Genomic DNA, 20,279 nt, shown 5'->3' with positions numbered 1-20,279 from the left:
ATGACCATGCGTGAAGACAAGGGCGGGACTTCCACGGGATCCTCCGGATCAGCGGCGCCGACGGGGCGCCTGTCCCCACCCGAGTGGCTGCTCAACAGCCTGCGGCCGCAGTCCGCGCCCGTGCCCTGGGCCGCCGTCGCCCGTGCCTCCGTCGCGCTCGCCGCGCCGCTCGCCGTCGGGCTCGCGATCGGGCAGCCCGTGTACGGCGCGCTGGTGTCGATGGGCGCGCTGTCGGGCGTCATCGGCGACACCGCCGACGCGTACCGGATGCGGATCTTCAATATCGCCGTCCCGCAGCTCTTCGGCGCCATCGGCGTCACGCTCGGCACGCTCGTCTACGGAGAGGGCTGGCTCGCGGTCGCCGCACTGACCTTGGTCGCGCTGGTCTCCGGAATGATCTCGTCGATCGGCGCGGTGGCCTCCGTGTCCGGGCTGCTGCTCCTGCTCAACGCGGTGGTGGGCGCGGGGCTGCCGATGCCCGGGCCCTGGTGGAAGGCCCCGATGCTGCTCACGCTCGGCGGTCTGTTCGTCCTCGTACTGTCGCTGCTGGCCTGGCCGTTGCGCGGACGCATGCCGGAGCGGACGGCGGTCGCCGCCACGTACCGCTCGGTCGCCGATCTTCTCGATGCGGCGGGCACGACGGACTACGACGAGAAACGCCAGGCCGTCACCCAGTCCCTCAACACCTCCTACGACCTGATCCTCGCCCGGCGGGCCCGCGACCACGGGCGGAGCAGCCCGCTCGTCCGGCTGCTCGCGCAGCTCAACGTACTGATCCCGCTCGTCGAGGCGGCGGCAGCGGCGCACCTGTACGGGCGGGCCTCGCGGCAGCCCGAAATCGCCGCGGCCGTACGGGACTTGGCCGACGCGGTCGACAAGGGCCGGGGCGAGGCGCCCCGGCTGGAGCTGCCCGAACCGGAAGGCCCCGCCGACCGCGCCGTCGAAGCCGCGCTGCGGCACGCCGCGGTCGTCGTCCACGAGGCGGACCCCGACCCCTACAACGTCGACGACCGGCTCGGCAGGCCCGCGGCCCTGCGCATCCGCGCCCGCCGCACGGCCCGCGACCTCCTGCTCTCCGAACCGTCCTGGCGCTACGGCCTGCGGCTCGCCCTGTGCATCGGCCTCGCGCAGGCCCTGGTCTCGCTGGTGCCCGTGCCGCGCTCGTACTGGGTCGCCCTCACCGTCACCTTCGTACTCAAACCGGACTTCGGCTCGGTCTTCTCCCGCGCGGTCCTGCGCGCGCTCGGTACGGCGGGCGGTCTGGTCGTCGCGGCGGCCGTGCTCTCCCAAGTGCCACGCGGCTGGTGGGACGTGCCGGTCATGATGGTCCTCGCGGCACTCGTCCCGGCCTTCTCCGCGAAGGGCTACGCCTTCCAGACGGCGGCCATCACCCCCGTCATCCTGCTGCTCTCCGATTTCCTCAACCACCAGGGCTTCGACCTGGTCCTGCCGCGTCTGGTCGACAGCCTCATAGGCTGCGCGATCGCGCTCGTCGCCGGCTATCTGCTCTGGCCCGAAAGCTGGCACACCCGCATCGGCGACCGGCTCGCGGCGGCGGTGGAGGACACGGCGGGGTACGTGGCGTACGCGTTCGGGTCCGAGTCGACGGCGGACCAGGCGGAACGGGTGCGCCGCCGACGGCGGATCTACCGCGACCTGTCCTCCGTCCGCACGGAATTCCAGCGCGCCCTGACGGAACCACCGCCGACGGGGGCGCGGGCGGCGGCCTGGTGGCCGCTGGTCGTCGCCGTCGAACGCATCGTGGACGCGACGACGGCGGCGCGGGTGCGGGTCAACCACGGGGCGGAGCCGCCGACGCGGGCGGAGGTGGCGGAGATCGAGCAGCAGCTGCGGGAGCTGGCGGAGGGCGTGCGGGCGAGTGAGGTGCTGGTGGAGGTCAAGGCGGAGCTGGAGGGGGGCGAGGAGGGGGTGCTGGGGGCGCTGCGGCAGGAGGTGAGAGCGGCGAGGGCGATCGCGTCGCCGGGCGGTTCGGGGTGAGGAGGTTTGTTTCCCCTACCCGCCCCTTCCCGAAACCGGGACTCCGCCCCGGACCCCAGGGGATTGGTGGGGGCTAACGCCCCCACACCCCCTGCGGCAGCTTCGCACCGCCCGGGCATGCACCGTTCCGGTGGGGAGGGGCGGTGCAGGGTCGTCCCCGCGTTTCCAGCGTCCGTGGTGGACGTGGGCCAGGGGGCGTTGGTGGTTGATGCCCGGTGGGTGGCTTCGCAGGCGAACCCGCACCCCCGTGGCGCCGGGTCGCCCATTCAGCCCGTCCGGCGTTTGAGGACCGGGGTCCGGGGCGGAGCCCCGGTTGAGGGATGGGGGTACCTCCCACGGCCGCCAGGCCGTAGGGGGAGGGCGGGGTGGGGAAAGGCCCCGCGCAGCGGCCCACCCCGCACCACACGGCACCGGCGCACCCCGGACCGCCCAAGACCCGCGCCCCGCGCGGGCCCGCACCCCGGACCGCCCAAGACCCGCACCGGGCGACCCCGAACCCTCAGCGGACCGGGCCGCCCCCACCCCCCTGCAAGCGTTCCATCTCTCGCCGGTCCCTCTTCGTCGGGCGCCCCGCGCCCCGGTCCCGGATCGCCACCGGGGCCACGAATTCCCTCGGCGGGGGCGGCGGGCTGTTGTCCACGTAGCACTGGACCGCCACCGGTGGGCCCACCCTCTTGCGGACGGTCTTCGAGACGACCACCACCCGCTCCCGCCCCGCGTGGAAGACCCGCACCTCGTCCCCCGAGCGCACCGCATGCGCGGGCTTGACCCGGTCGCCGTTCACCCGGACATGTCCGGCCCGGCAGGCCGAGGCGGCCTGCGAGCGGGTCTTGGTGAGGCGGACCGACCAGATCCAGGTGTCGACCCGTACCGTTCCCTCGTCCGAAACGTCTGCAGTCATATATCGACTCTACGAGTCCGCCCGCGCCGCCCGCACCGGCAATTCGTTCGGCGCCCGCCTCGGGAGCGGCCCCACCCCCTCACCCCAGCGCACGCATCCGACTACGATGCGCACGTTCTCCCTTCACGGAGGCCTTCTCGCGGGCCTTCACTCTGCAGCGGGCATTCGTTTCTGACGTGCCGACACATGTCGTGTGACACAAGCACATCCGGCACCAGGCATCACCAGGGCATTCGGAGAGTCCTATGCGCACCAACTCCGGCAGAGGGCTTCAGCCCAATGTCCTCGGCACCTTCGACACGATCGTGATGGCTGTCGCGGGCAGTGCCCCCGCCTATTCGATCGCGGCCACCACCGCCGTACTCGTCGCCTCCGTCGGTCTCGCGGGACCCGCCGCGCTGCTCTACTGCGCGATCCCCATGCTCGGCATCGTCCTGGCCTTCGGCCGACTCGGCAGGATCGACGTCAACGCGGGCGCCAGCTACTCCTGGGTGGGCCGGACCGTCCACCCCTTCCTCGGCTTTCTGTCCGGCTGGGCCCTCGTCGTCTCCGCGACGATCTTCATGGTCGCCGGATCGCTGCCCGCCGGTGCCATGACCCTCGCGCTCTTCGACCCGGACCTCGCCGGGAACACCGCACTCGCGACGGCCACCGGCGCAGCCTGGTTCCTGGCGATGCTGCTCGTCGTCGTCGCAGGCGCGCGGCTGACCGTGCGCGCGCAGCTGCTGATGTCCGGCGTGGAGCTGGCGATCCTGCTGTTCTTCGTCGTGGCCGCGCTGCTGCACACCGGCTATGCCGCCGCCTTCGACTGGTCCTGGCTGGGCTTCTCGCACTTCGACGGACCGGCGGGCTTCGCCTCCGGCGCGCTCGTCGCCGCCTTCTACTACTGGGGCTGGGACGTCACCAGCAATCTCAGCGAGGAGACCCGCGACAGCCGCCGCACGGCCGGACTCGCCTCGCTCGTCGGTCTCGGCGTCGTCTTCCTTCTCTTCGAGGCCTTCACCATCGCCGTGAACATGATCCTGACCAGCGAGGACATCCGGGCGGGCGGCGCCAATGTGCTGGGCGCGCTCGGGGACGCGATCTGGCCGGGCGTCGGAGGGAAACTGCTGGTCGTGGCGGTGCTGCTGTCCACCGTCGCCACCCTGGAGACCACCCTGATCCAGGTGACGCGCTCACTGTTCGCGATGGGCCGCGACCGTACGATGCCCACCGCGCTCGGCACCGTGCACCGGCGCTGGAACACCCCTTGGGTCGCGGTCGCCGTCGTCGGGGCGGTGGCGCTCGCGATGTTCGTCGCCTCCACCGCGCTCGGCTCCGTCGGCGACGTGCTCTCCGCCGCGGTCTCCGCGATCGGCCTGCAGATCGCGTTCTACTACGGCCTCGCGGGCATCGCCGCCGTCGTCGCGTACCGCAAGGCCCTGCTCACGTCCGTACGGGACTTCGTCCTCGGCGGAGCGTGGCCGCTGCTCGGGGCGCTGTTCATGCTCTGGATTCTTGTCGAGGCACTGAGCAGGCTGAGCGCGGCCTCGATCGCGATCGGTATCGGCGGTCTCGCCGCCGGTCTGGTGCCGATGATCCACTACTGGCGGCAGGGGAGTTCGTACTACCGACCCGCCAGACTGGACGCGACGCGGGCCATCGCCGCCGAGGAGCGGTACGCCAACTCCGCCTCGCAGCACACCGACTACGCCGACCAGGCGCTGGCGACAGACTTCTGAGGGACGTGCCGAAGATGGCCGCGCGCCGCCGACGTGATGGTTTCGTACCGGACTTCGATCCCGCTTTCGGCGATCGGCCGCTCGCCGACGCCGTGCACGACATCGTGATCGGCCGCTGGCAGGGCGTACGGGATCTGCTGCGCGCCACCGGCGCCGACTGGCCGCTGCGCACCCATCGGCTGCGGCTGCTCGCGCACGCGGCCGCCGGCTCGTCGGCGGTGGAGGCCTGGCGTGCGGCGGAGCCCGGAAGCCCGGACGCGGAGGTGCTGCGGGCGGCGACCGAGGTCGTACGCGTCTTCCACCAGGCGATCGAGTCCGGCCGCAGAGCCGCGCTCGACCAGGGACGGCTCGATGCGACGGTACTGGCGTGCCTGCGCGCGGCCGACGCCGAGCCGGACGACCCGATGCCGTGGGTGTCGCTGCTGACGGTGGCCCGGCTGTACGAGACGGGCGTGCCGCGGCGCGAACTGCGTGGCTGGTGGGACGAGTTGCGGCGGCGCGACCCGCACAACATCGAGGGCCATGTGCAGCTGCTGCGCTACCACTCGGCGCGCTGGCACGGCACCCACGGCCGGATGTACGACTTCGCCCGCGACGCCGCGGGCGCGGCGCCGCCCGGGTCGCCGCTGCCGGTACTGGTGCAGATCGCCCGGGTGGAGGAGTACCGCCATGTCACCGAGGGCGCGACGGGTCCCGCGCCGGTACGGGACTTCGGCAGGCACTGGCACCACGAGCTGGCGGTGACCGAGGTACGGCGCACCTGGGACCGCTGGATCGGCGGCCGCGGGCGGGGCCCGGCGGCCCCGGAGGAGATGGGCGAGCTCAACTATCTGACGCACGCGGCCTGTTACGCGGGCCTGGCCGACGAGGCCCGGCAGCTGTTCGGGCTGCTCGGGCGGCAAGCGGCGCGGGTCCCGTGGTCGTACACGGGACCCGCGTCAAAGGAATTCCTGAGGTGGCGCGCACAGGTGCGCGCCACCTCGTGACAGGCGTCAGACGCCGATGTCGCAGCCGTCCTTGCGCCAGACGGCGACGACCGCCGGGCGGACGATCTTGCCCGGTCCGTCCGGCCAGACACTCGCGGGCTTCTCGACGGACGCACCGTCGAGCTCGCCCGGGTGCTGGACGGCGACGAGCACCCGCCGGTCCTGGATGATCGGACCGCAGGTCTCGGCACCGGCCGGGACGGTCAGGAACTGCTTGAGCTCACCGCGCCGCTCGCCCTTGGTCGCCACGCCGAACAGACCGTCGTGCGAGCCGAGCTGGTTGCCGTCCGTCGAGATCCACAGGTTGCCGTGCGGGTCGAAGGCGACGTTGTCCGGGCAGGAGATCGGGCTGACCTTCTCCTTCGGGTAGCCCGCGAAGTACGTGGCCGGGTCGTTCGGGTCTCCGGCGACCAGGAAGAGCCGCCACGCGAAACCGTCGCCGGCCGGGTCGTCCCAGTTCTCGGCGAGCTCCAGGATGTGGCCGTGCTTGTTGGCGTTGCGCGGGTTGGCCTCGTCGGCGCCGGCCTTGCCCGCAGCGCCGCGGTCCTTGTTGTTGGTCAGCGCGATGTACACGCGGCCGGTGCGCGGGGACGGCTCGACGTCCTCGGGGCGGTCCATCTTGGTGGCGCCCACCTTGTCGCCGGCGAGGCGGGTGAAGACGTACACCTCCTCGGCGGTCATGCCGGGGACGTGCGAGGTGTTGCCGGTGGCGAGCGGGATCCAGACGCCGCTGCCGTCGAACTCACCGTCGTTGGGGAGCTTGCCCGTGCCGTCGATCTCCGCCGCCGGGGAGTCGCCGGTCAGCTTGGCGACGTACAGCGTGCCCTCGTCGAGGAGCGTGCGGTTGTGCTCGCGCGCGGAGCGGCTCGAACCCTTCTTCATGCGCTTGCTCGACACGAACTTGTAGAAGTAGTCGAAGCGCTCGTCGTCGCCCATGTAGACGACCGGGCGGCCGTCGTCGGTCAGGCGGGGCTGCGCGGCCTCGTGCTTGAAGCGGCCGAGCGCGGTGCGCTTGCGCGGGGTGAACTCCGGGTCGTACGGGTCGAGCTCGACGACCCAGCCGAAGCGGTGCGACTCGTTGGGCTCCTGCGCGATGTCGAAGCGCTTGTCGAAACGCTCCCACTTGCGCTCGGAGGCGCCCGCCGCGAGGCCGTACCGCTTGTCGGTGGCGCTGACCCCGCCGTTGGCGAAGTACTGGTTGAAGTTCTCCTCGCCGTGGAGGGTGGTGCCCCACGGGGTGGTGCCACCGGCGCAGTTGTTGAGCGTGCCGAGCACCTTGGTGCCGGTCGGGTCGACGCTCGTACGCAGCAGGGCGCTGCCCGCGGCCGGGCCGGTGATCTTGAACTCACTGGTCGCGGTAAGGCGGCGGTTCAGCGCGTGACGGGTGACCGGGGTGAGCTTGCCGCTGCGGCTCTCCTCCTGAACCACGACGACGGACAGACCGTGCGCGGCCCAGGCGATCTCGACCTGCTCGCGGGTCGGGTTCGCGGCGTCGTAGCCGCGGAACATCAGGACCTCGTCGGTGTACTCGTGGTTGGCGACGAGTACCTGACGGCCGCGCTCACCGTAGAGGGGGAGCAGCGAGAGGAAGTCGTTGTTGTAACCGAACTGGCCGGCCTGCGCCGCGGCGGTCTGCTTGTCGGCGTCGAAGGCGGGGGCACCGCGGAGGATCGGCTCGCCCCAGCGGATGACGACGTTCTGCGCGTACCCGTCGGGGACGGTGACCTTGTCGTCCTTGTTCGGCGCGACGGCGGCGAAGCGGAGACCGCGGGCGCCGCCGGTCCTGCCCTGTCCGTCGCCGTGACGCTCGGCGGCACCGACGGTCGCGGCGGAGGCCTGCTCGCCACCGGCACCGATGACGGTCGCGGTACCGGCGGCAGTGGCGACGGTCACCACGGCGGCGGCACGCATCATGGAACGCCGCGACAGGGCGCTGGCTATGACATCGCCGACGTACTCGTTGTCGCTGGTGTTCGGTACCTCGTGGAAACAGGCATCGCCGCAGCGAAAGCGGCAGGTGAGAGCGGAACGTCCGCCCGCGTGGGCGTTCGTGTTCAACAGCGGCAGCAGCTTGCGCACTTAGTCCTCCTCCGGCGCACCCGCGCCGACAATGGTGTCGGAATATGTTCCGCCGCGACGTTAGGGGTAAACGTGCTCAATGTGGCAGCCGGGAAGTGAACGGCGAATGAATGCGGCCCGGCTGAGGCGGGGTTGACATGTGCGGGCGCTTGAGGGCCGCCCCTGCCGGAGATCGCCACGGGCGGCGGCTAACCTTACGTGTCCACCGTGGCCAGGATGCGGAGCGTTCCGGCCACATGTGGACATTCTCCGCACTCAACTCATGCGAAAGGCCTCGCCCATGGGCATTCGGAGCTTGCTGCGCAAGGTGTTCGGACGCGAGCGTTCGGAGCGAGGCGAGTCGACGGCAGCCTCCGTCCCGCCCCAGACCGAGCGTTCGGAACCGCCGACCGCGACGGTCCCGTCGCCGTCCCCGGCGGAAAGGGCGGCGGCGGACCTGGTCTCGGCGGCGTTCGACAACCCGACCCCGAAGGTCCCGGCCCAGGCGGCCGCGGAACCGGCCAAGCCGCGGCCTGCGGCGCCGGTTACGGAATCAGTGGCCCCGGACGCGGAGGTGACGCCTGCGGAGCCCGAGGCAGCCCCGGCCGCCGAGCCGGATGTCACGGTCGAGCCCGAGGCCGCGCGGCCTGCGGCGCCGGTTACGGAATCGGTGACCGCGGACGCGGAGGTGACGCCTGCGGAGCCCGAGGCGGCGCCTGCGGCGCCGGTCGCCGAGGCGGAGGCTGCTCCTGCCGAAGCTGAGCCGATCGCCGAGCCGGAGGCCGCTCCGGCGGAGCCGGTTGCGGTGACCGAGCCGGTTGCCGCGTCGGCTGCGGTGGCCGAGCCGGAGGCTGACGCCGATGACGTCACCCCGGCCCAGGACGAAGAGTCCGTTCCCGTCACCGCGGCCGAAACCGCTCCGGCGGAGCCGGAGAACGAGGCCCTGGCCAACAAGACCGAACCCGAAGCCGTAGTCCGGGACGCCGAAGCTGCTCCGGCGGAGCCGCTTGCGGAGGCCGCGTCCGTCGAGGACGCTCCGGCGGAGCCGGAGAACGAGGCTCCGGCCGACAAGACCGAACCCGCACCCGTGGCCCCGGACGCCGAAGCCGCTCCGGCGGAGCCGGCCGCCGAGCCGGTTGCGGTGGCCGAGCCGCAGGCTGACGCCGAAGGCGCGGCCCCTGCCGAGAGCGACGAGCCCGTCGCTGTCACCGCGACCGAACCCGCCGAGCCGGTTACGGAAACCGAGCCGGAGGCGGCCCCCGCCGTGGCGCAACCCGACACCGAGCCCACCACCCCGCCGGCCACCCAGGCCCCCGCGCACACCCTCGCCCAGGTCAAGGCCCTCGCGCCCCAGCTCGTCGACCACTACAAGGCCGCCGGTGCCGCGCTCAAGAAGCACGAGCTCACCGGGGTTCGCGCACGGGTGTATCTCGTGCTCGACCGGTCCGGGTCCATGCGGCCGTTCTACAAGGACGGTTCCGCCCAGCACCTCGGCGAGCAGGCCCTGGCCCTCGCGGCGCATGTCGACGAGAGCGCGACCGTCAACGTCGTCTTCTTCTCCACCGAGATCGACGGCACCGGTGAGCTGACCCTCGCCGAGCACCAGGGCCGCGTCGACGAGCTCCACAACTCCCTGGGCCGGATGGGCCGTACGAACTACCACCTCGCCGTCGAGGAGGTCCTCGCGCTTCACGCCAAGGCCGACTCCACCGTGCCCGCGCTGGTGATCTTCCAGACCGACGGCGCGCCCGAGTCGAAGACCGCGGCCACCGCCGCGCTGACGGAGGCGGCCGACAAGCCCGTCTTCTGGCAGTTCGTCGCGTTCGGCGAGCACGACGCGAAGGCCTTCGACTACCTCCGCAAGCTGACCGCCGGCAACGCCGGGTTCTTCCACGCCGGGCCCGCGCCCCGCGAGCTCCCGGACGCGGAGCTGTTCAGCGGCGTTCTGGCGGCCTGGCGCCCCTAAGACACCACCGGCAGCGGCACGGTGACGGCGAGCCCGCCCGCAGGGCCGGGCTCGGCCGTCACCGTGCCGCTGTGGGCCTCGGCGATCGAGCGGACGATCGACAGGCCTAGCCCCGCTCCGGGCCCCATCCGGTCCCGCCCCTCGCCCCGCCGGAAGGGCTCGAACAGCGCCGGGATGTCCGCCGCCGCCACCACCGGCCCCGTGTTCGTCACGGTCAGCAGCCCAGACTCGACTCCGACGTCGACCGTCCCGTCCGGCACGTTGTACGCGACCGCGTTGGCCACCAGGTTCCCGACGAGCTGCGCCAGCAGCAGCCGGTTCCCGCGCACCACGCCACCGGACACGGTCGCCGCCGCCTTCACCTCGTAGCGCGCCGCCTCCTGCGCCACGAGCTCCCCCAGGTCGACGTCCTCCCGCTCGGCCAGCCCCCGCTCGCTCCGGGCGAGTACGAGCAGCCCCTCGATGAGCCGTTCGCTGCGCCGGTTGTTGTCGAGCAACACCCGCTTCACAGCGGCCAGTTCGTCGGGCGAGCAGTCCGCGTCCAGCCCCACCTGGATCGCCGTACGCTGTGTCGCCAGCGGCGTACGCAACTCGTGCGAGGCGTTCGCGATGAACCGCCGCTGGCTGTCGAAGGCCTTCTCCAGCCGCGCCAGCAGCGCGTCCAGCGTGTCGCCGAGTTCCTTCAGCTCGTCGTCGGGACCGCTCGCCGCGATCCTCTCGTGCAGCGTCCGCTCGGACAGCCGCCGTGCCTTCGCCGTCATCGCGTGTACGGGCCGCAGCACCCGCCCCGCCGTCCACCAGCCCACCGCGACCGCGCACAGTGCCGTCCCCAGCAGGGCGAACACCGACCAGATCAGCATCTGCTGCCCCGCCGCGTCCCGGACGCTGTCGGTCAGCTGGACGACCGTGACCCCGCGCACGTCCTCCACCGGCAGCGCGGAAACGACGCGCTTCCTGATCGCGGCGACCTCGTTCTCCGTACCGGCGCGGGAGAGCAGATTGACGATGCCCAGCAGCACCGCGCCGAGCACCAGGAAGACCCCGCCGTAGACGAGCGCGATCCGCGTCCGGATCGTCGAACCCGGGCCCATGTAGGAGCGGTTCACAGGACGTACCCCACACCCTGCACCGTACGGATCAGCGCCGGTTCCCCGAGTTTGCCGCGCAGCTTGCTCATACAGACCCGCACCGCGCCCGTGAACGGATCCGTGTGCGCGTCCCAGGCGCGCTCCAGCAGCTCCTCCGCCGAGACCGTCGCCCCGTCCGCCTCCAGCAGGAGCTGCAGGACGGAGAACTCCTTCGGTGACAGATCGAGATCCCGCCCGTCCCGCTCGGCCGTCCGCCGCACCGTGTCGACCCGTACCCCGTGCCGCTCCAGCAGCGGCGGCACCGGCCTGGCGCTGCGCCGCCGCAGCGCCCGTACCCGGGAGACCAGCTCGGGGAACTCGAAGGGCTTGCCCAGATAGTCGTCCGCGCCCAGGTCGAGGCCCTCGACGCGGTCCTCCAGGGACGAGGAGGCGGTCAGCATCAGGATCCGTGTGCGGGACGCGGAGGCGACCAGCTCGCGCGCCACCTCGTCGCCGTGGACGCGCGGCAGATCGCGGTCAAGGACGACGACGTCGTAGTCGTGCAGCCCGAGATGCGCGAGCGCGGCGTCCCCGCTGTGGACGGTGTCGACGGCGAATCCGGCCCGTCGCAGCCCGGTGGAGACCAGCTCGGCCAGTATTTCCTCGTCCTCGGCGACCAGTACCCGCATCGTGTCGTCCCCCAGATCCCCTGGCTCCCCTTGCACCGCCCCTCCTCCCAGGATGCGCCCTTCTTAGGGGAGGGGATGTTTCGCAGACCTCTCCGCACCGCTTATCGAGGTGAGTGGACGTTGCGCGGGCCGTTAGGATTTCGACCATGGCGGCCACTGGATCCGAGAAGCAGGGGGCGAAGGCGTACTACGTCTCGACCCCCATTTACTACGTCAACGACGCTCCTCACCTGGGCCACGCCTACACGACCGTCGCAGGCGACGTGCTCACACGCTGGCACCGTCAGCGTGGCGAGAAGGTGTGGTACCTCACCGGCACGGACGAGCACGGTCAGAAGATCATGCGCACTGCCGAGGCGAACAACGTCACGCCCCAGGAGTGGTGCGACAAGCTCGTCGAGGAGGCATGGAAGCCCCTCTGGGAGCATCTGAACATCGCGAACGACGACTTCATCCGTACGACGGAGAAGCGGCACACGGACCGTGTGCAGGAGTTCGTGCAGGACCTGTACGACAAGGACGAGATCTACAAGGGCGGGTACGAAGGCCCGTACTGCGTGGGCTGCGAGGAGTACAAACTCCCCGGTGACCTGCTGGACGGCGAGGGCGAGTTCACCGGGCAGAAGCTCTGCCCGATCCACAAGAAGCCGGTGGAGATCCTCAAGGAGGAGAACTACTTCTTCAAGCTCAGCGAGTACGGATCGAAGCTGCTGGAGTTCTACGAGGCCAACCCCGGCTTCATCCAGCCCGAGTCCGCCCGCAACGAGGTCGTGAACTTCGTCAAGCAGGGTCTGCAGGACCTGTCGATCTCGCGCTCGACCTTCGACTGGGGCATCCCGGTGCCGTGGGACGAGAAGCACGTGATCTACGTATGGATCGACGCGCTGCTCAACTACGCGACGGCCGTCGGCTACAACGAGAACCCCGCGAAGTTCGAGGAGACCTTCCCGGCGAACGTGCACCTGATCGGCAAGGACATCCTGCGCTTCCACGCGATCATCTGGCCCGCGATGCTGATGGCGCAGGGTCTGCCGGTGCCCGGCAAGGTCGCGTGCAACGGCTGGCTGATGGTCGGCGGCGAGAAGATGTCGAAGTCGAACCTGACCGGCATCAAGCCGCAGGACCTGACCTCGCACTTCGGCGTGGACGCGTACCGCTGGTACTTCCTGCGCGCGATCTCGTTCGGCCAGGACGGCTCGTTCTCCTGGGAGGACTTCTCCGCCCGGTACACCAGCGAGCTCGCCAACGACTACGGCAACCTCGCGTCCCGTGTCGCGGCGATGGTCGGCAAGTACTTCGGCGGCGCGCTGCCGGAGGCGACGGCGTCCGGCGAGGCGGAGAAGGCGGTCCAGGAGGGCCTGGCCAGGGCGGTCGCGGAGGCCGACCGGAAGATCGGCGAGGAGCTGGACTTCCAGGGCGGCATCCTGGCGGTCTTCGACTTCGTGAAGCAGGTCAACGGCTACATCACGGAGCAGGAGCCGTGGAAGGTCGCCAAGGACGAGTCGCCCCAGGGCCAGGCCCGTCTCGCGACGATCCTGTACACGGCTGCCGAGTCCCTGCGCGCCGTCGCGGTGCTGCTCAACCCGGTCATGCCCGAGACCTCGCAGGCCCTGTGGGACTCGCTGGGCGCGGAGGCCCCGCTGGGTGCCCTCGCGGACCAGCGGATCCAGCACGCGGGCGAGTGGGGCAGGCTCCCGGCGGGTGCCACGGTGACGAAGGGCGCGGTGCTGTTCCCGCGCCTGGAGGACCCGAAGAAGGACTAGTGCATGTGTGAGGGGCCCGGGACCTGCACAGGTCCCGGGCCCTTTCGCTTACGTACTTGGGCGGCTCGGCCTCAGCGCCTCAGCGCCGCCACGTCGCCCATCACGACCACCGGCCGCTTCGCCGGGTCCAGCCACACCAGCAGCTCCTTCATCCGGTCCAGCTTCAGCGCCACGCAGCCCTGGGTCGGCCCGCCGTGGTCGACGTGGATCCAGATCCCGCCGCCCTTCTCGTCGCCGAGCGGCCGGGTCCAGTCCAGCGGGGTGGTACCCGGCTCGCGGTTGTAGTTGATGGCCACCACATGGTCGAAGGAGCCTCTCAGCGGCTCGCCCTCGAAGCCGGTGCCGGGCGCGTCGAAGGCCGCTTCCTGGTCGTACGGGAGCCTGGTGCCCGGGTCGGGCAGCTTGCCGCCCGCGTCGGTGAGACCGTAGACCCCGATCGGCGAGCGGTGGTCGGCGGCCTCGTGGTCGTCGGTCCAGCCGCGCAGGCCGTTGTGTGCCGGCCAGGGATCGGACACGGCCTTCCAGCCCAGACCGGGGATGCGCTCGTAGAGCGTGGCGGCGGACTGGTTGGAGTCGGGTCCCTCGCCGACCACCACGACCGCCTGCTGGGTCGCCTTGGAGATCCTGGCGCGGGTCTGGGGTCCGAGGAAGGGGATCTCCTGCGACCGGACCATCTGCGTCTGGGGGCCGAGATGCCCGGCAAAACCCGTCGAGGCGGCGCCCGCGGATCTCTGCGCCCCGGGCGCCGCCTCGCCGCCGGCGCCCGCGCAGCCGGTGAGCAGCAGACCTGCGACGGCCAGCGCGACCGCCGGGAACAGTCCTGTGCGGAGGGACATGTGCGGGCCTTTCGGTTCGAGAGCCTGAAGGTGCTGCTGCTTCTGGGGCGGGGCTCGGGGCGACGTCGGTCCCGGCGACATCAAATCGGATGTATGCGATCATTCGTTGCATTTCGGAAGGAGAATGCGCGAGGCGTCGTCAACGACACAGAGCCGGAGGTACGGAAAGCGCACGAGGATCGCAATGTTCCGGCGCGGCGACGCCGCCGATCGGCGCGGTGCACTCCTGGAAGCCGCGGCTCCGTCTGTCTCCCTGCCCAGGGTGACCAGCGCATCACAGGACCGCAACTTCCCGTAGTTATAGCGCATCGACAATTGAAGTGAAGAAGCGTTAAACGCATGAATAATCGGACATTGTCTTCAAGCTGGGCGTATCCAACGAATTTCTTCATCGTTGGGAGGGGCATGGCGACGATGAGCCCGCAGAACACAGCGGTGGCAGAGTTTTACGAGGAGCGGGATCCGGGCTTCGCGCGCGCGTCCGGATACGCGGACTGCTCCGATCTGCTCGACGACCTCTTTGGCGCCCTGGAGCAGATCCAGGCAGATTTCACCCGGCGTTTCGGCGCCGCCCCGGCGCCGATGAGGCGGGCATGAGCGGATATTGGCCCCGTCCCGACGACGGGTTGGGCACGGCTCCGTATCACTACCAGTTTCCGTCGGACGCCCTCGGCGCGGATGTGCTCGACCCCACCATCCCCGACGGCCTGGACGTCCATCCGGACACCCACTGGGACTTCGAGAGCGATCTCACCCAGCTTCTCAAGGCCGCGGCCCCCGACCCCGTCGCACCCACCGTCTCGTCCGTCCCGCCCCTCCCCCGCAGGCGCGGTGCCCGCAGGCGTCCGAGTCTGCTGGTGCGCTGCGTCCGCCGGATCCGGGCGCCGCGGGTGAAGGTGCTGAGCCTGATCATTGCGGCCCTGACCGCGGCCATCGTCGGCATGCTGAGCGTGCTCAGCGGGCTGATCGCCTACGATCCGCTGCGCCGCATGGCGTCCCCCGAAGCCCACGGGCTGGCCGGATGGTGGCCGCTGCTGGTCTACGGGCCGTGGCTGGTGGCGTCGTTGTCGATCCTGCGGGCCGCGCTGCACGACCGCCGCGCCGCACACAGCTGGGCCGTGGTGGTGCTCTTCTCCGCCGTCGCGATGTGTCTGTGCGTCGCCCACGCGCCCAGGTCGCCGATCCCCATGGCCGTGGCCGCGCTTCCGCCCGTGACCGCGCTGCTCTCCTTCCAGCAGCTGGTCCACCAGATCCTGCTCACCAGCCCCTGCCGACGCGCCTCCCGCCAGCGGCACGGGGGGCACGCCGCCGCCTGCTGCTCGGACTGAAACCGGCGAGGCCCCGGAACCTGAGCGGTTCCGGGGCCCTTCGCGCGTACGGCGTGTGAACGGGCAAGGGCCCCGAACCTTCCGGTCGGGGCCCCTCGCGCGTACCTGCTACTTGTCCTTGTCGGCGACCGGCTTGCGCAGCGCGATGTTCAGCTCGCGCAGCCGCGCCTCCTCCAGCTCGGTCGGCGCGCCCATCATCAGGTCCTGCGCGTTGCCGTTGAGCGGGAAGGCGATCGTCTCGCGGATGTTCGGCTCGTCGGCCAGCAGCATCACGATGCGGTCGACGCCCGGCGCGATGCCGCCGTGCGGCGGGGCGCCGAACTGGAAGGCGCGGAGCATGCCGGAGAACTCGTGCTCGACGGTCTCCTTGGAGTAGCCCGCGATCTCGAAGGCCTTGAACATGATCTCGGGCTCGTGGTTCCGGATCGCGCCGGAGGACAGCTCGACGCCGTTGCAGACGATGTCGTACTGCCAGCCCAGGATGTCCAGCGGGTCCTGGGTCTGCAGGGCCTCGAGGCCGCCCTGCGGCATCGAGAAGGGGTTGTGCGAGAAGTCGATCCTGCCGGTCTCCTCGTCCTTCTCGTACATCGGGAAGTCGACGATCCAGCAGAACCGGAAGACGCCCTCCTCGAAGTGACCGGCACGCTTGGCGGCCTCGACCCGGACCGCGCCCATGATCTTGGAGACCTCGTCGAAGTCGCCCGCGCCGAAGAAGATCGCGTGGCCGGGGGCGAGCGAGAGACGCTCGGTGAGGACCTTGACGTTCTCCTCGGTGAGGAACTTGGCGATCGGGCCGGTCAGCGAACCGTCCTCGCCGACGCGCACCCAGGCAAGGCCCTTCGCACCGTGCTCGACGGCGAAGTCGCCGAGGCCGTCGAAGAACTTCCGCGGCTGCGAGGCGGTGTCCGGCACCGGCAGCGCGCGCACATGCTTGCCCGCGAAGGCCTTGAACTCCGAGCCCTCGAAGACGTCCGTGATGTCGACGAGCTCCAGCTGGGCGCGCAGGTCCGGCTTGTCATTGCCGTACTTGAGCATCGACTCGCGGAAGGGGATGCGGGGGAACGGCGAGGTGACGTGCCGGCCGTTGCCGAACTCCTCGAAGAGCTCGGTCATCAGCTTCTCGATCGGCTGGAAGACGTCCTCCTGCTCGACGAAGCTCATCTCGACGTCGAGCTGGTAGAACTCGCCCGGCGAACGGTCGGCGCGGGCGTCCTCGTCGCGGAAGCAAGGAGCGATCTGGAAGTAGCGGTCGAAGCCCGAGATCATCAGCAGCTGCTTGAACTGCTGCGGGGCCTGCGGCAGCGCGTAGAACTTGCCGGGGTTCAGCCGGGAGGGCACCACGAAGTCGCGCGCGCCCTCGGGGGACGTCGCGGTCAGGATCGGGGTCGCCATCTCGTTGAAGCCGAGCGCCGTCATCTTGTGCCGGATCGCGGAGATCACGGCCGTGCGCAGCATGATGTTGCGGTGCATGCGCTCGCGGCGCAGGTCGAGGAAGCGGTACTCCAGGCGGCGCTCCTCACCCACTCCGTCGTCGGTGTTGATCTGGAACGGCAGCTGCTGCGAGGCGCCCAGTAGCTCGACCGCGGAAACCTCGACCTCGATCTCGCCGGTGGGCAGTTCGGGGTTGATGTTCTCGGCGCCGCGCGAGACGACCTGTCCGTCGACGCGGACGACCGACTCCTTGCTGACCTTGTCGAGCGCCTCGTAGGCGGCGGTGCCGGGGCGGGCGACGAGCTGCGTGATGCCGTAGTGGTCGCGCAGATCGATGAAGAGGATGCCGCCCAGGTCTCGGCGATTGTGCAGCCAGCCGCTCAGCCGGACGTCGGTGGAGACGTCAGAGGCGCGGAGCTCGCCGCAGGTGTGGGACCTGTACCGATGCATCGTCGTTCATCCAGTCTTAGCAATTTGAGAGGGGGTGGGCCCGTCAAGGTTACCGCCCGGCCCCCGTCCGGCTCATTGACATACGCATGCCACCGGCCGGCACGCCCCGCCGGGCGCTCTACGCATCGGCCGCGCCGGAGCCCGAACCCGGGTCGGAGCCGGGACCCTCGCCGGAGCCGGGACCCTCGCCCGAGTCCGAACCACCGCCGGAGCCCGAACCCTCGCCGGAGCCCGCGTCGGCGGGGTAGCGGCTGCGCAGCTCGCCGATCACGCCGAACGCGGCAGCGGTCAGCGGTACGGAGACCAGCATCCCGAGAATCCCGGCGACGGATGCCCCCGCGGTGATCGCCACCATCACGACGGCCGGGTGCATCTGGACCGTACGGCTCTGGATCACGGGCTGGAGCACATGCCCCTCCAGCACCTGCACGGCGATCACCACCGCCAGCGCCCACAGCGCGATCACGAGCCCGCGGTCGGCGAGCGCGACAAGGACGGCCACCGTGCCGGAGAGGAAGGCGCCGAGGTAGGGGATGTACGCCGTGACGAAGACGAGCGCGCCCAGACCGACCGCTCCGGGGACGCGCAGGATCAGCAGCCCGACGGTGATGCAGACGGCGTCGATGAGCGCGATCAGAGTAGTCCCGCGCATAAAGCCCTCGACGGCCCCGAAGGCCCGCCGCCCCATGGCCTCGGCGGCATCGCCCGTCGAGCCCGGGGCGAGGGACCGCAGCACACCGGCCGCTCTGTGGGAGTCCCGCAGAAAGAAGAACATGAGCAGCAGCGCGAGGACGGAGGCGGCGATCACCTGCCCCACCACGCTCAGGCCGCTGATCACCCCGGACGCGGCCGTCCCCCCGAACTTGCCGAGCAGTTCGCTCGAGTTCTTGGCGAGATCGTCGAACGAGGTCCCGGCGGCCCCGAAGCGCTCGGCGAGATCCCGGCCGGCCCGCCGCAGAGAGTCGACGATCTGGTCGCCGCTGTCGATCAGCGCGTTGACGACGATGTACGCGGCCCCGCCGATGACGACGACGACCGCCGCACAGGTCAGCGCCGCGGCAACGGACCGGTTCACCTTCATCCTCACCAGCCGCCGGTGCAGCGGCCCGAGGAGGGCGGTCCCGAGCAGCGCCAGCAGCACGGGCGTAACGGCGGTCTTGAGTTCCACGACCAGCCATACGCAGACGGCGGCGACCCCGGCCACAAGGAGCGCGACCACGCACCAGGCGGCAAGCCGCCGCACGGGCTCGGGAAGAAGGGTCTGCACGCTCCCACGGGACCACAGCGCGCACACGCCGTCCCGCCCACCGGGGCCAGGAGGGTGACACCCCATCAGATCCGGCGACCGGCCGGCCCACGCCCAGGTGCCGAAGGGCGCGGGACCCTCAGTCCTGGCCCACGCCCTGGACCCCCGCCCTGGACCCCCTCAGCCCTGGGTCTCTCCCACGCCCGGCTCGCCCAGTCCGTGCACGGCCGGGATCGTGCCGAGGCGTCCGGCCTGGAAGTCCTCGACCGCCTGCCTCAGCTCGGCCTGGCTGTTCATCACGAACGGCCCGTAGTGCGCCATCGGCTCCCGGATCGGACGCCCGCCGAGCAGCACGATCTCCAGGTCACCGGTGTGCGAGCCGTTCTGGGTGTCATCCGCCCATACCGTGAGCGAGTCGCCGTCGCCGAACACCGCGGTCTGCCCCATCCGCACGGGCCGCCGCTCGGTGCCGACCGCGCCGCGCCCGGCCAGGACGTACGCGAGGCCGTTGAAGTCCTTGCGCCACGGCAGGTCGATACGAGCACCGGGCCGCAGAGTCGCGTGGATCATCGTGATCGGCGTGTGCGTGATGCCCGGGCCCTCGTGACCGTTCAGCTCACCGGCGATGACCCGCAGCAGCGCACCTCCGTCGGGCGAGGTGAGCAGCTGCACCTGGCCGCCGCGGATGTCCTGGTAGCGGGGGTCCATCATCTTGTCGCTCGCCGGGAGGTTCACCCACAGCTGGAGCCCGTGGAAGAGCCCGCCCGACATGACCAGCGACTCCGGCGGCGCCTCGATGTGCAGCAGGCCGGAGCCCGCCGTCATCCACTGGGTGTCGCCGTTGCGGATCGTTCCGCCGCCGCCGTTGCTGTCCTGGTGCACGAACGTTCCGTCAATCAGGTACGTGACGGTCTCGAAGCCGCGATGCGGGTGCCAGGGCGTGCCCTTGGGCTCGCCGGGCGCATAGTCCACCTCACCCATCTGGTCCATCATGATGAACGGGTCGAGGTACTGGTAGTTGATCCCCGCGAACGCGCGCCGCACCGGGAAGCCCTCGCCCTCGAACCCGCTGGGCGCCGTGGTCACGGCGAGCACGGGGCGCGACAGGGCTTCGGCGGGCGCGGCTACGCGCGGCAGGGTGAGCGGATTCTCGACAGTCACTGCAGGCATGACGTGGCCTCCTTATGCGTCCAGTTTAGTTGAAGACTGAACTTCTTGCCACCTGGAACGCGAGACGCCCGGGAGGAATTCCCCCCGGGCGCCCTACAGGCAGGCCTGCCGCTCAGCCATACATCCGCCGCATCGCGAAGTCGACCATCTGCTCCACGGCCTTCGCGTCGAAGACCATGCGGTGGTCGCCCTCCATGTCCAGGACAAAGCCGTACCCGGTCGGCAGCAGGTCGATCACCTCGGCACCCGTGATCACGAAGTACTTGGACTCCTTGCCCGCGTACCTGCGCAGCTCCTTGAGCGAGGTGAACATCGGGATGACCGGCTGCTGGGTGTTGTGCAGCGCCAGGAATCCCGGATTGTCACCGCGCGGGCAGTACACCTTCGAGGTCGCGAAGATCTGCTGGAAGTCCTCCGCGGACAGCGACGCCGTGGTGAAGGCCCGCACCGCGTCGGCGAGCGAAGGGGGCGACGGCTCGGGATACAGCGGCTGCTCGCCGTATCCGGGCGCCTGCTCGCCGTATCCGCCGGCCGGCATGCCGACACCGGGCATCGGCTGCTGCGGCGGAGCGCCGTAGTGCTGCTGGGCACCGGGGGTCTGCTCGTAGCCGTACATGGACGCAAGCCTACCGAGGCCGCCGCCACGCCCGGGCATGGCCGCTCCCGCCG

16 protein-coding genes are annotated in these 20,279 nt (G+C 70.7%); 7 read left to right on the top strand and 9 right to left on the bottom strand.

The features are described 5' to 3' along the window. Complete coding sequence (locus tag OG741_RS20915) at nucleotides 1–1,998, top strand: FUSC family protein (protein ID WP_405600046.1); 1,998 nt, start codon at nucleotides 1–3, stop codon at nucleotides 1,996–1,998. Nucleotides 1,999–2,497: 499 nt separating this feature from the next. On the opposite strand, the gene OG741_RS20910 is transcribed toward OG741_RS20915, so the two are convergent. Then, a complete protein-coding gene (locus OG741_RS20910) occupies nucleotides 2,498–2,899 on the bottom strand; it encodes an RNA-binding S4 domain-containing protein (RefSeq protein ID WP_405600044.1) in 402 nt (133 codons plus the stop codon). 245 nt (nucleotides 2,900–3,144) lie between these two features. Between OG741_RS20910 and OG741_RS20905 the strand changes: the two genes are divergently transcribed. Continuing rightward, nucleotides 3,145–4,620, top strand: coding sequence for an APC family permease (locus tag OG741_RS20905; RefSeq protein WP_405600042.1), 1,476 nt, complete (start codon nucleotides 3,145–3,147; stop codon nucleotides 4,618–4,620). Nucleotides 4,621–4,634: 14 nt separating this feature from the next. Continuing rightward, a complete protein-coding gene (locus tag OG741_RS20900) occupies nucleotides 4,635–5,606 on the top strand; it encodes a hypothetical protein (protein WP_405605687.1) in 972 nt (323 codons plus the stop codon). Nucleotides 5,607–5,612: 6 nt separating this feature from the next. Here OG741_RS20900 and OG741_RS20895 read toward each other — a convergent pair whose 3' ends face one another. Beyond that, nucleotides 5,613–7,685 (bottom strand): PhoX family protein, encoded by a 2,073-nt coding sequence (locus tag OG741_RS20895; RefSeq protein ID WP_405600040.1) that lies wholly within the window; start codon nucleotides 7,683–7,685, stop codon nucleotides 5,613–5,615. 280 nt (nucleotides 7,686–7,965) lie between these two features. On the opposite strand from OG741_RS20895, the gene OG741_RS20890 reads away from it, so the two are divergent. Further along, nucleotides 7,966–9,630 (top strand): VWA domain-containing protein, encoded by a 1,665-nt coding sequence (locus OG741_RS20890; RefSeq protein ID WP_405600038.1) that lies wholly within the window; start codon nucleotides 7,966–7,968, stop codon nucleotides 9,628–9,630. Here the strand turns inward: OG741_RS20890 and OG741_RS20885 are convergent. Together OG741_RS20885 and OG741_RS20880 are read right to left on the bottom strand one after the other, a co-directional pair. Beyond that, the gene (locus OG741_RS20885) at nucleotides 9,627–10,721 is read right to left on the bottom strand and encodes a sensor histidine kinase (RefSeq protein WP_405605685.1); all 1,095 of its coding nucleotides are present in this window, start codon (nucleotides 10,719–10,721) and stop codon (nucleotides 9,627–9,629) included. The two genes, OG741_RS20890 and OG741_RS20885, sit on opposite strands and share 4 nt — an antisense overlap. 11 nt (nucleotides 10,722–10,732) lie before the next feature. Then, nucleotides 10,733–11,386 carry a response regulator transcription factor gene (locus OG741_RS20880; RefSeq protein WP_405605681.1) on the bottom strand — a complete coding sequence of 218 codons (654 nt, stop codon included), beginning with the start codon at nucleotides 11,384–11,386 and terminating at the stop codon, nucleotides 10,733–10,735. A 146-nt stretch (nucleotides 11,387–11,532) separates the two neighbouring features. Here OG741_RS20880 and metG point away from each other — a divergent pair, with 146 nt between their 5' ends. Further along, a complete protein-coding gene (metG, locus tag OG741_RS20875) occupies nucleotides 11,533–13,149 on the top strand; it encodes a methionine--tRNA ligase (protein ID WP_405600036.1) in 1,617 nt (538 codons plus the stop codon). A gap of 71 nt (nucleotides 13,150–13,220) precedes the next feature. Here metG and OG741_RS20870 read toward each other — a convergent pair whose 3' ends face one another. After that, nucleotides 13,221–13,985 carry a L,D-transpeptidase family protein gene (locus OG741_RS20870; RefSeq protein WP_405600033.1) on the bottom strand — a complete coding sequence of 255 codons (765 nt, stop codon included), beginning with the start codon at nucleotides 13,983–13,985 and terminating at the stop codon, nucleotides 13,221–13,223. A gap of 405 nt (nucleotides 13,986–14,390) precedes the next feature. Between OG741_RS20870 and OG741_RS20865 the strand changes: the two genes are divergently transcribed. After that, nucleotides 14,391–14,582, top strand: coding sequence for a hypothetical protein (locus tag OG741_RS20865; RefSeq protein ID WP_266480263.1), 192 nt, complete (start codon nucleotides 14,391–14,393; stop codon nucleotides 14,580–14,582). Next, nucleotides 14,579–15,313, top strand: a complete 735-nt coding sequence (locus OG741_RS20860) for a DUF2637 domain-containing protein (protein ID WP_405600031.1) — start codon at nucleotides 14,579–14,581, stop codon at nucleotides 15,311–15,313. Before OG741_RS20865 ends, OG741_RS20860 begins: the two co-directional genes overlap by 4 nt. A gap of 108 nt (nucleotides 15,314–15,421) precedes the next feature. On the opposite strand, the gene aspS is transcribed toward OG741_RS20860, so the two are convergent. The 4 genes from aspS to OG741_RS20840 form a co-directional block, all read right to left on the bottom strand. Then, entirely contained in the window at nucleotides 15,422–17,194 is a 1,773-nt protein-coding gene (gene aspS / locus OG741_RS20855) for an aspartate--tRNA ligase (RefSeq protein WP_405600028.1), read from the bottom strand. Nucleotides 17,195–17,312: 118 nt separating this feature from the next. Further along, nucleotides 17,313–18,461: an AI-2E family transporter gene (locus OG741_RS20850; protein ID WP_405600024.1), complete on the bottom strand. Its 1,149-nt coding sequence runs from the start codon at nucleotides 18,459–18,461 to the stop codon at nucleotides 17,313–17,315. Nucleotides 18,462–18,620: 159 nt separating this feature from the next. Continuing rightward, nucleotides 18,621–19,610 (bottom strand): pirin family protein, encoded by a 990-nt coding sequence (locus OG741_RS20845; protein ID WP_405600022.1) that lies wholly within the window; start codon nucleotides 19,608–19,610, stop codon nucleotides 18,621–18,623. 112 nt (nucleotides 19,611–19,722) lie between these two features. After that, on the bottom strand, nucleotides 19,723–20,226 hold the full coding sequence (locus OG741_RS20840) for an SseB family protein (RefSeq protein ID WP_405600020.1): 504 nt from the start codon (nucleotides 20,224–20,226) through the stop codon (nucleotides 19,723–19,725). Nucleotides 20,227–20,279: the final 53 nt, after the last annotated feature.

The sequence above is a fragment of the Streptomyces sp. NBC_01410 genome, from assembly GCF_045040195.1.
Lineage (GTDB): Bacteria > Actinomycetota > Actinomycetes > Streptomycetales > Streptomycetaceae > Streptomyces.
This window is presented reverse-complemented; position numbering and strand designations above follow the sequence as displayed.

Coding starts and splice junctions, on each gene's coding strand:
- OG741_RS20860 (WP_405600031.1), top strand. CDS start 14,579: ATGAGCGGATATTGGCCCCGTCCCGACGACGGGTTGGGCACGGCTCCG.
- OG741_RS20880 (WP_405605681.1), bottom strand. CDS start 11,386: ATGCGGGTACTGGTCGCCGAGGACGAGGAAATACTGGCCGAGCTGGTC.
- metG (WP_405600036.1), top strand. CDS start 11,533: ATGGCGGCCACTGGATCCGAGAAGCAGGGGGCGAAGGCGTACTACGTC.
- aspS (WP_405600028.1), bottom strand. CDS start 17,194: ATGCATCGGTACAGGTCCCACACCTGCGGCGAGCTCCGCGCCTCTGAC.
- OG741_RS20910 (WP_405600044.1), bottom strand. CDS start 2,899: ATGACTGCAGACGTTTCGGACGAGGGAACGGTACGGGTCGACACCTGG.
- OG741_RS20915 (WP_405600046.1), top strand. CDS start 1: ATGACCATGCGTGAAGACAAGGGCGGGACTTCCACGGGATCCTCCGGA.
- OG741_RS20900 (WP_405605687.1), top strand. CDS start 4,635: ATGGCCGCGCGCCGCCGACGTGATGGTTTCGTACCGGACTTCGATCCC.
- OG741_RS20885 (WP_405605685.1), bottom strand. CDS start 10,721: ATGGGCCCGGGTTCGACGATCCGGACGCGGATCGCGCTCGTCTACGGC.
- OG741_RS20840 (WP_405600020.1), bottom strand. CDS start 20,226: ATGTACGGCTACGAGCAGACCCCCGGTGCCCAGCAGCACTACGGCGCT.
- OG741_RS20865 (WP_266480263.1), top strand. CDS start 14,391: ATGGCGACGATGAGCCCGCAGAACACAGCGGTGGCAGAGTTTTACGAG.
- OG741_RS20890 (WP_405600038.1), top strand. CDS start 7,966: ATGGGCATTCGGAGCTTGCTGCGCAAGGTGTTCGGACGCGAGCGTTCG.
- OG741_RS20870 (WP_405600033.1), bottom strand. CDS start 13,985: ATGTCCCTCCGCACAGGACTGTTCCCGGCGGTCGCGCTGGCCGTCGCA.
- OG741_RS20905 (WP_405600042.1), top strand. CDS start 3,145: ATGCGCACCAACTCCGGCAGAGGGCTTCAGCCCAATGTCCTCGGCACC.
- OG741_RS20845 (WP_405600022.1), bottom strand. CDS start 19,610: ATGCCTGCAGTGACTGTCGAGAATCCGCTCACCCTGCCGCGCGTAGCC.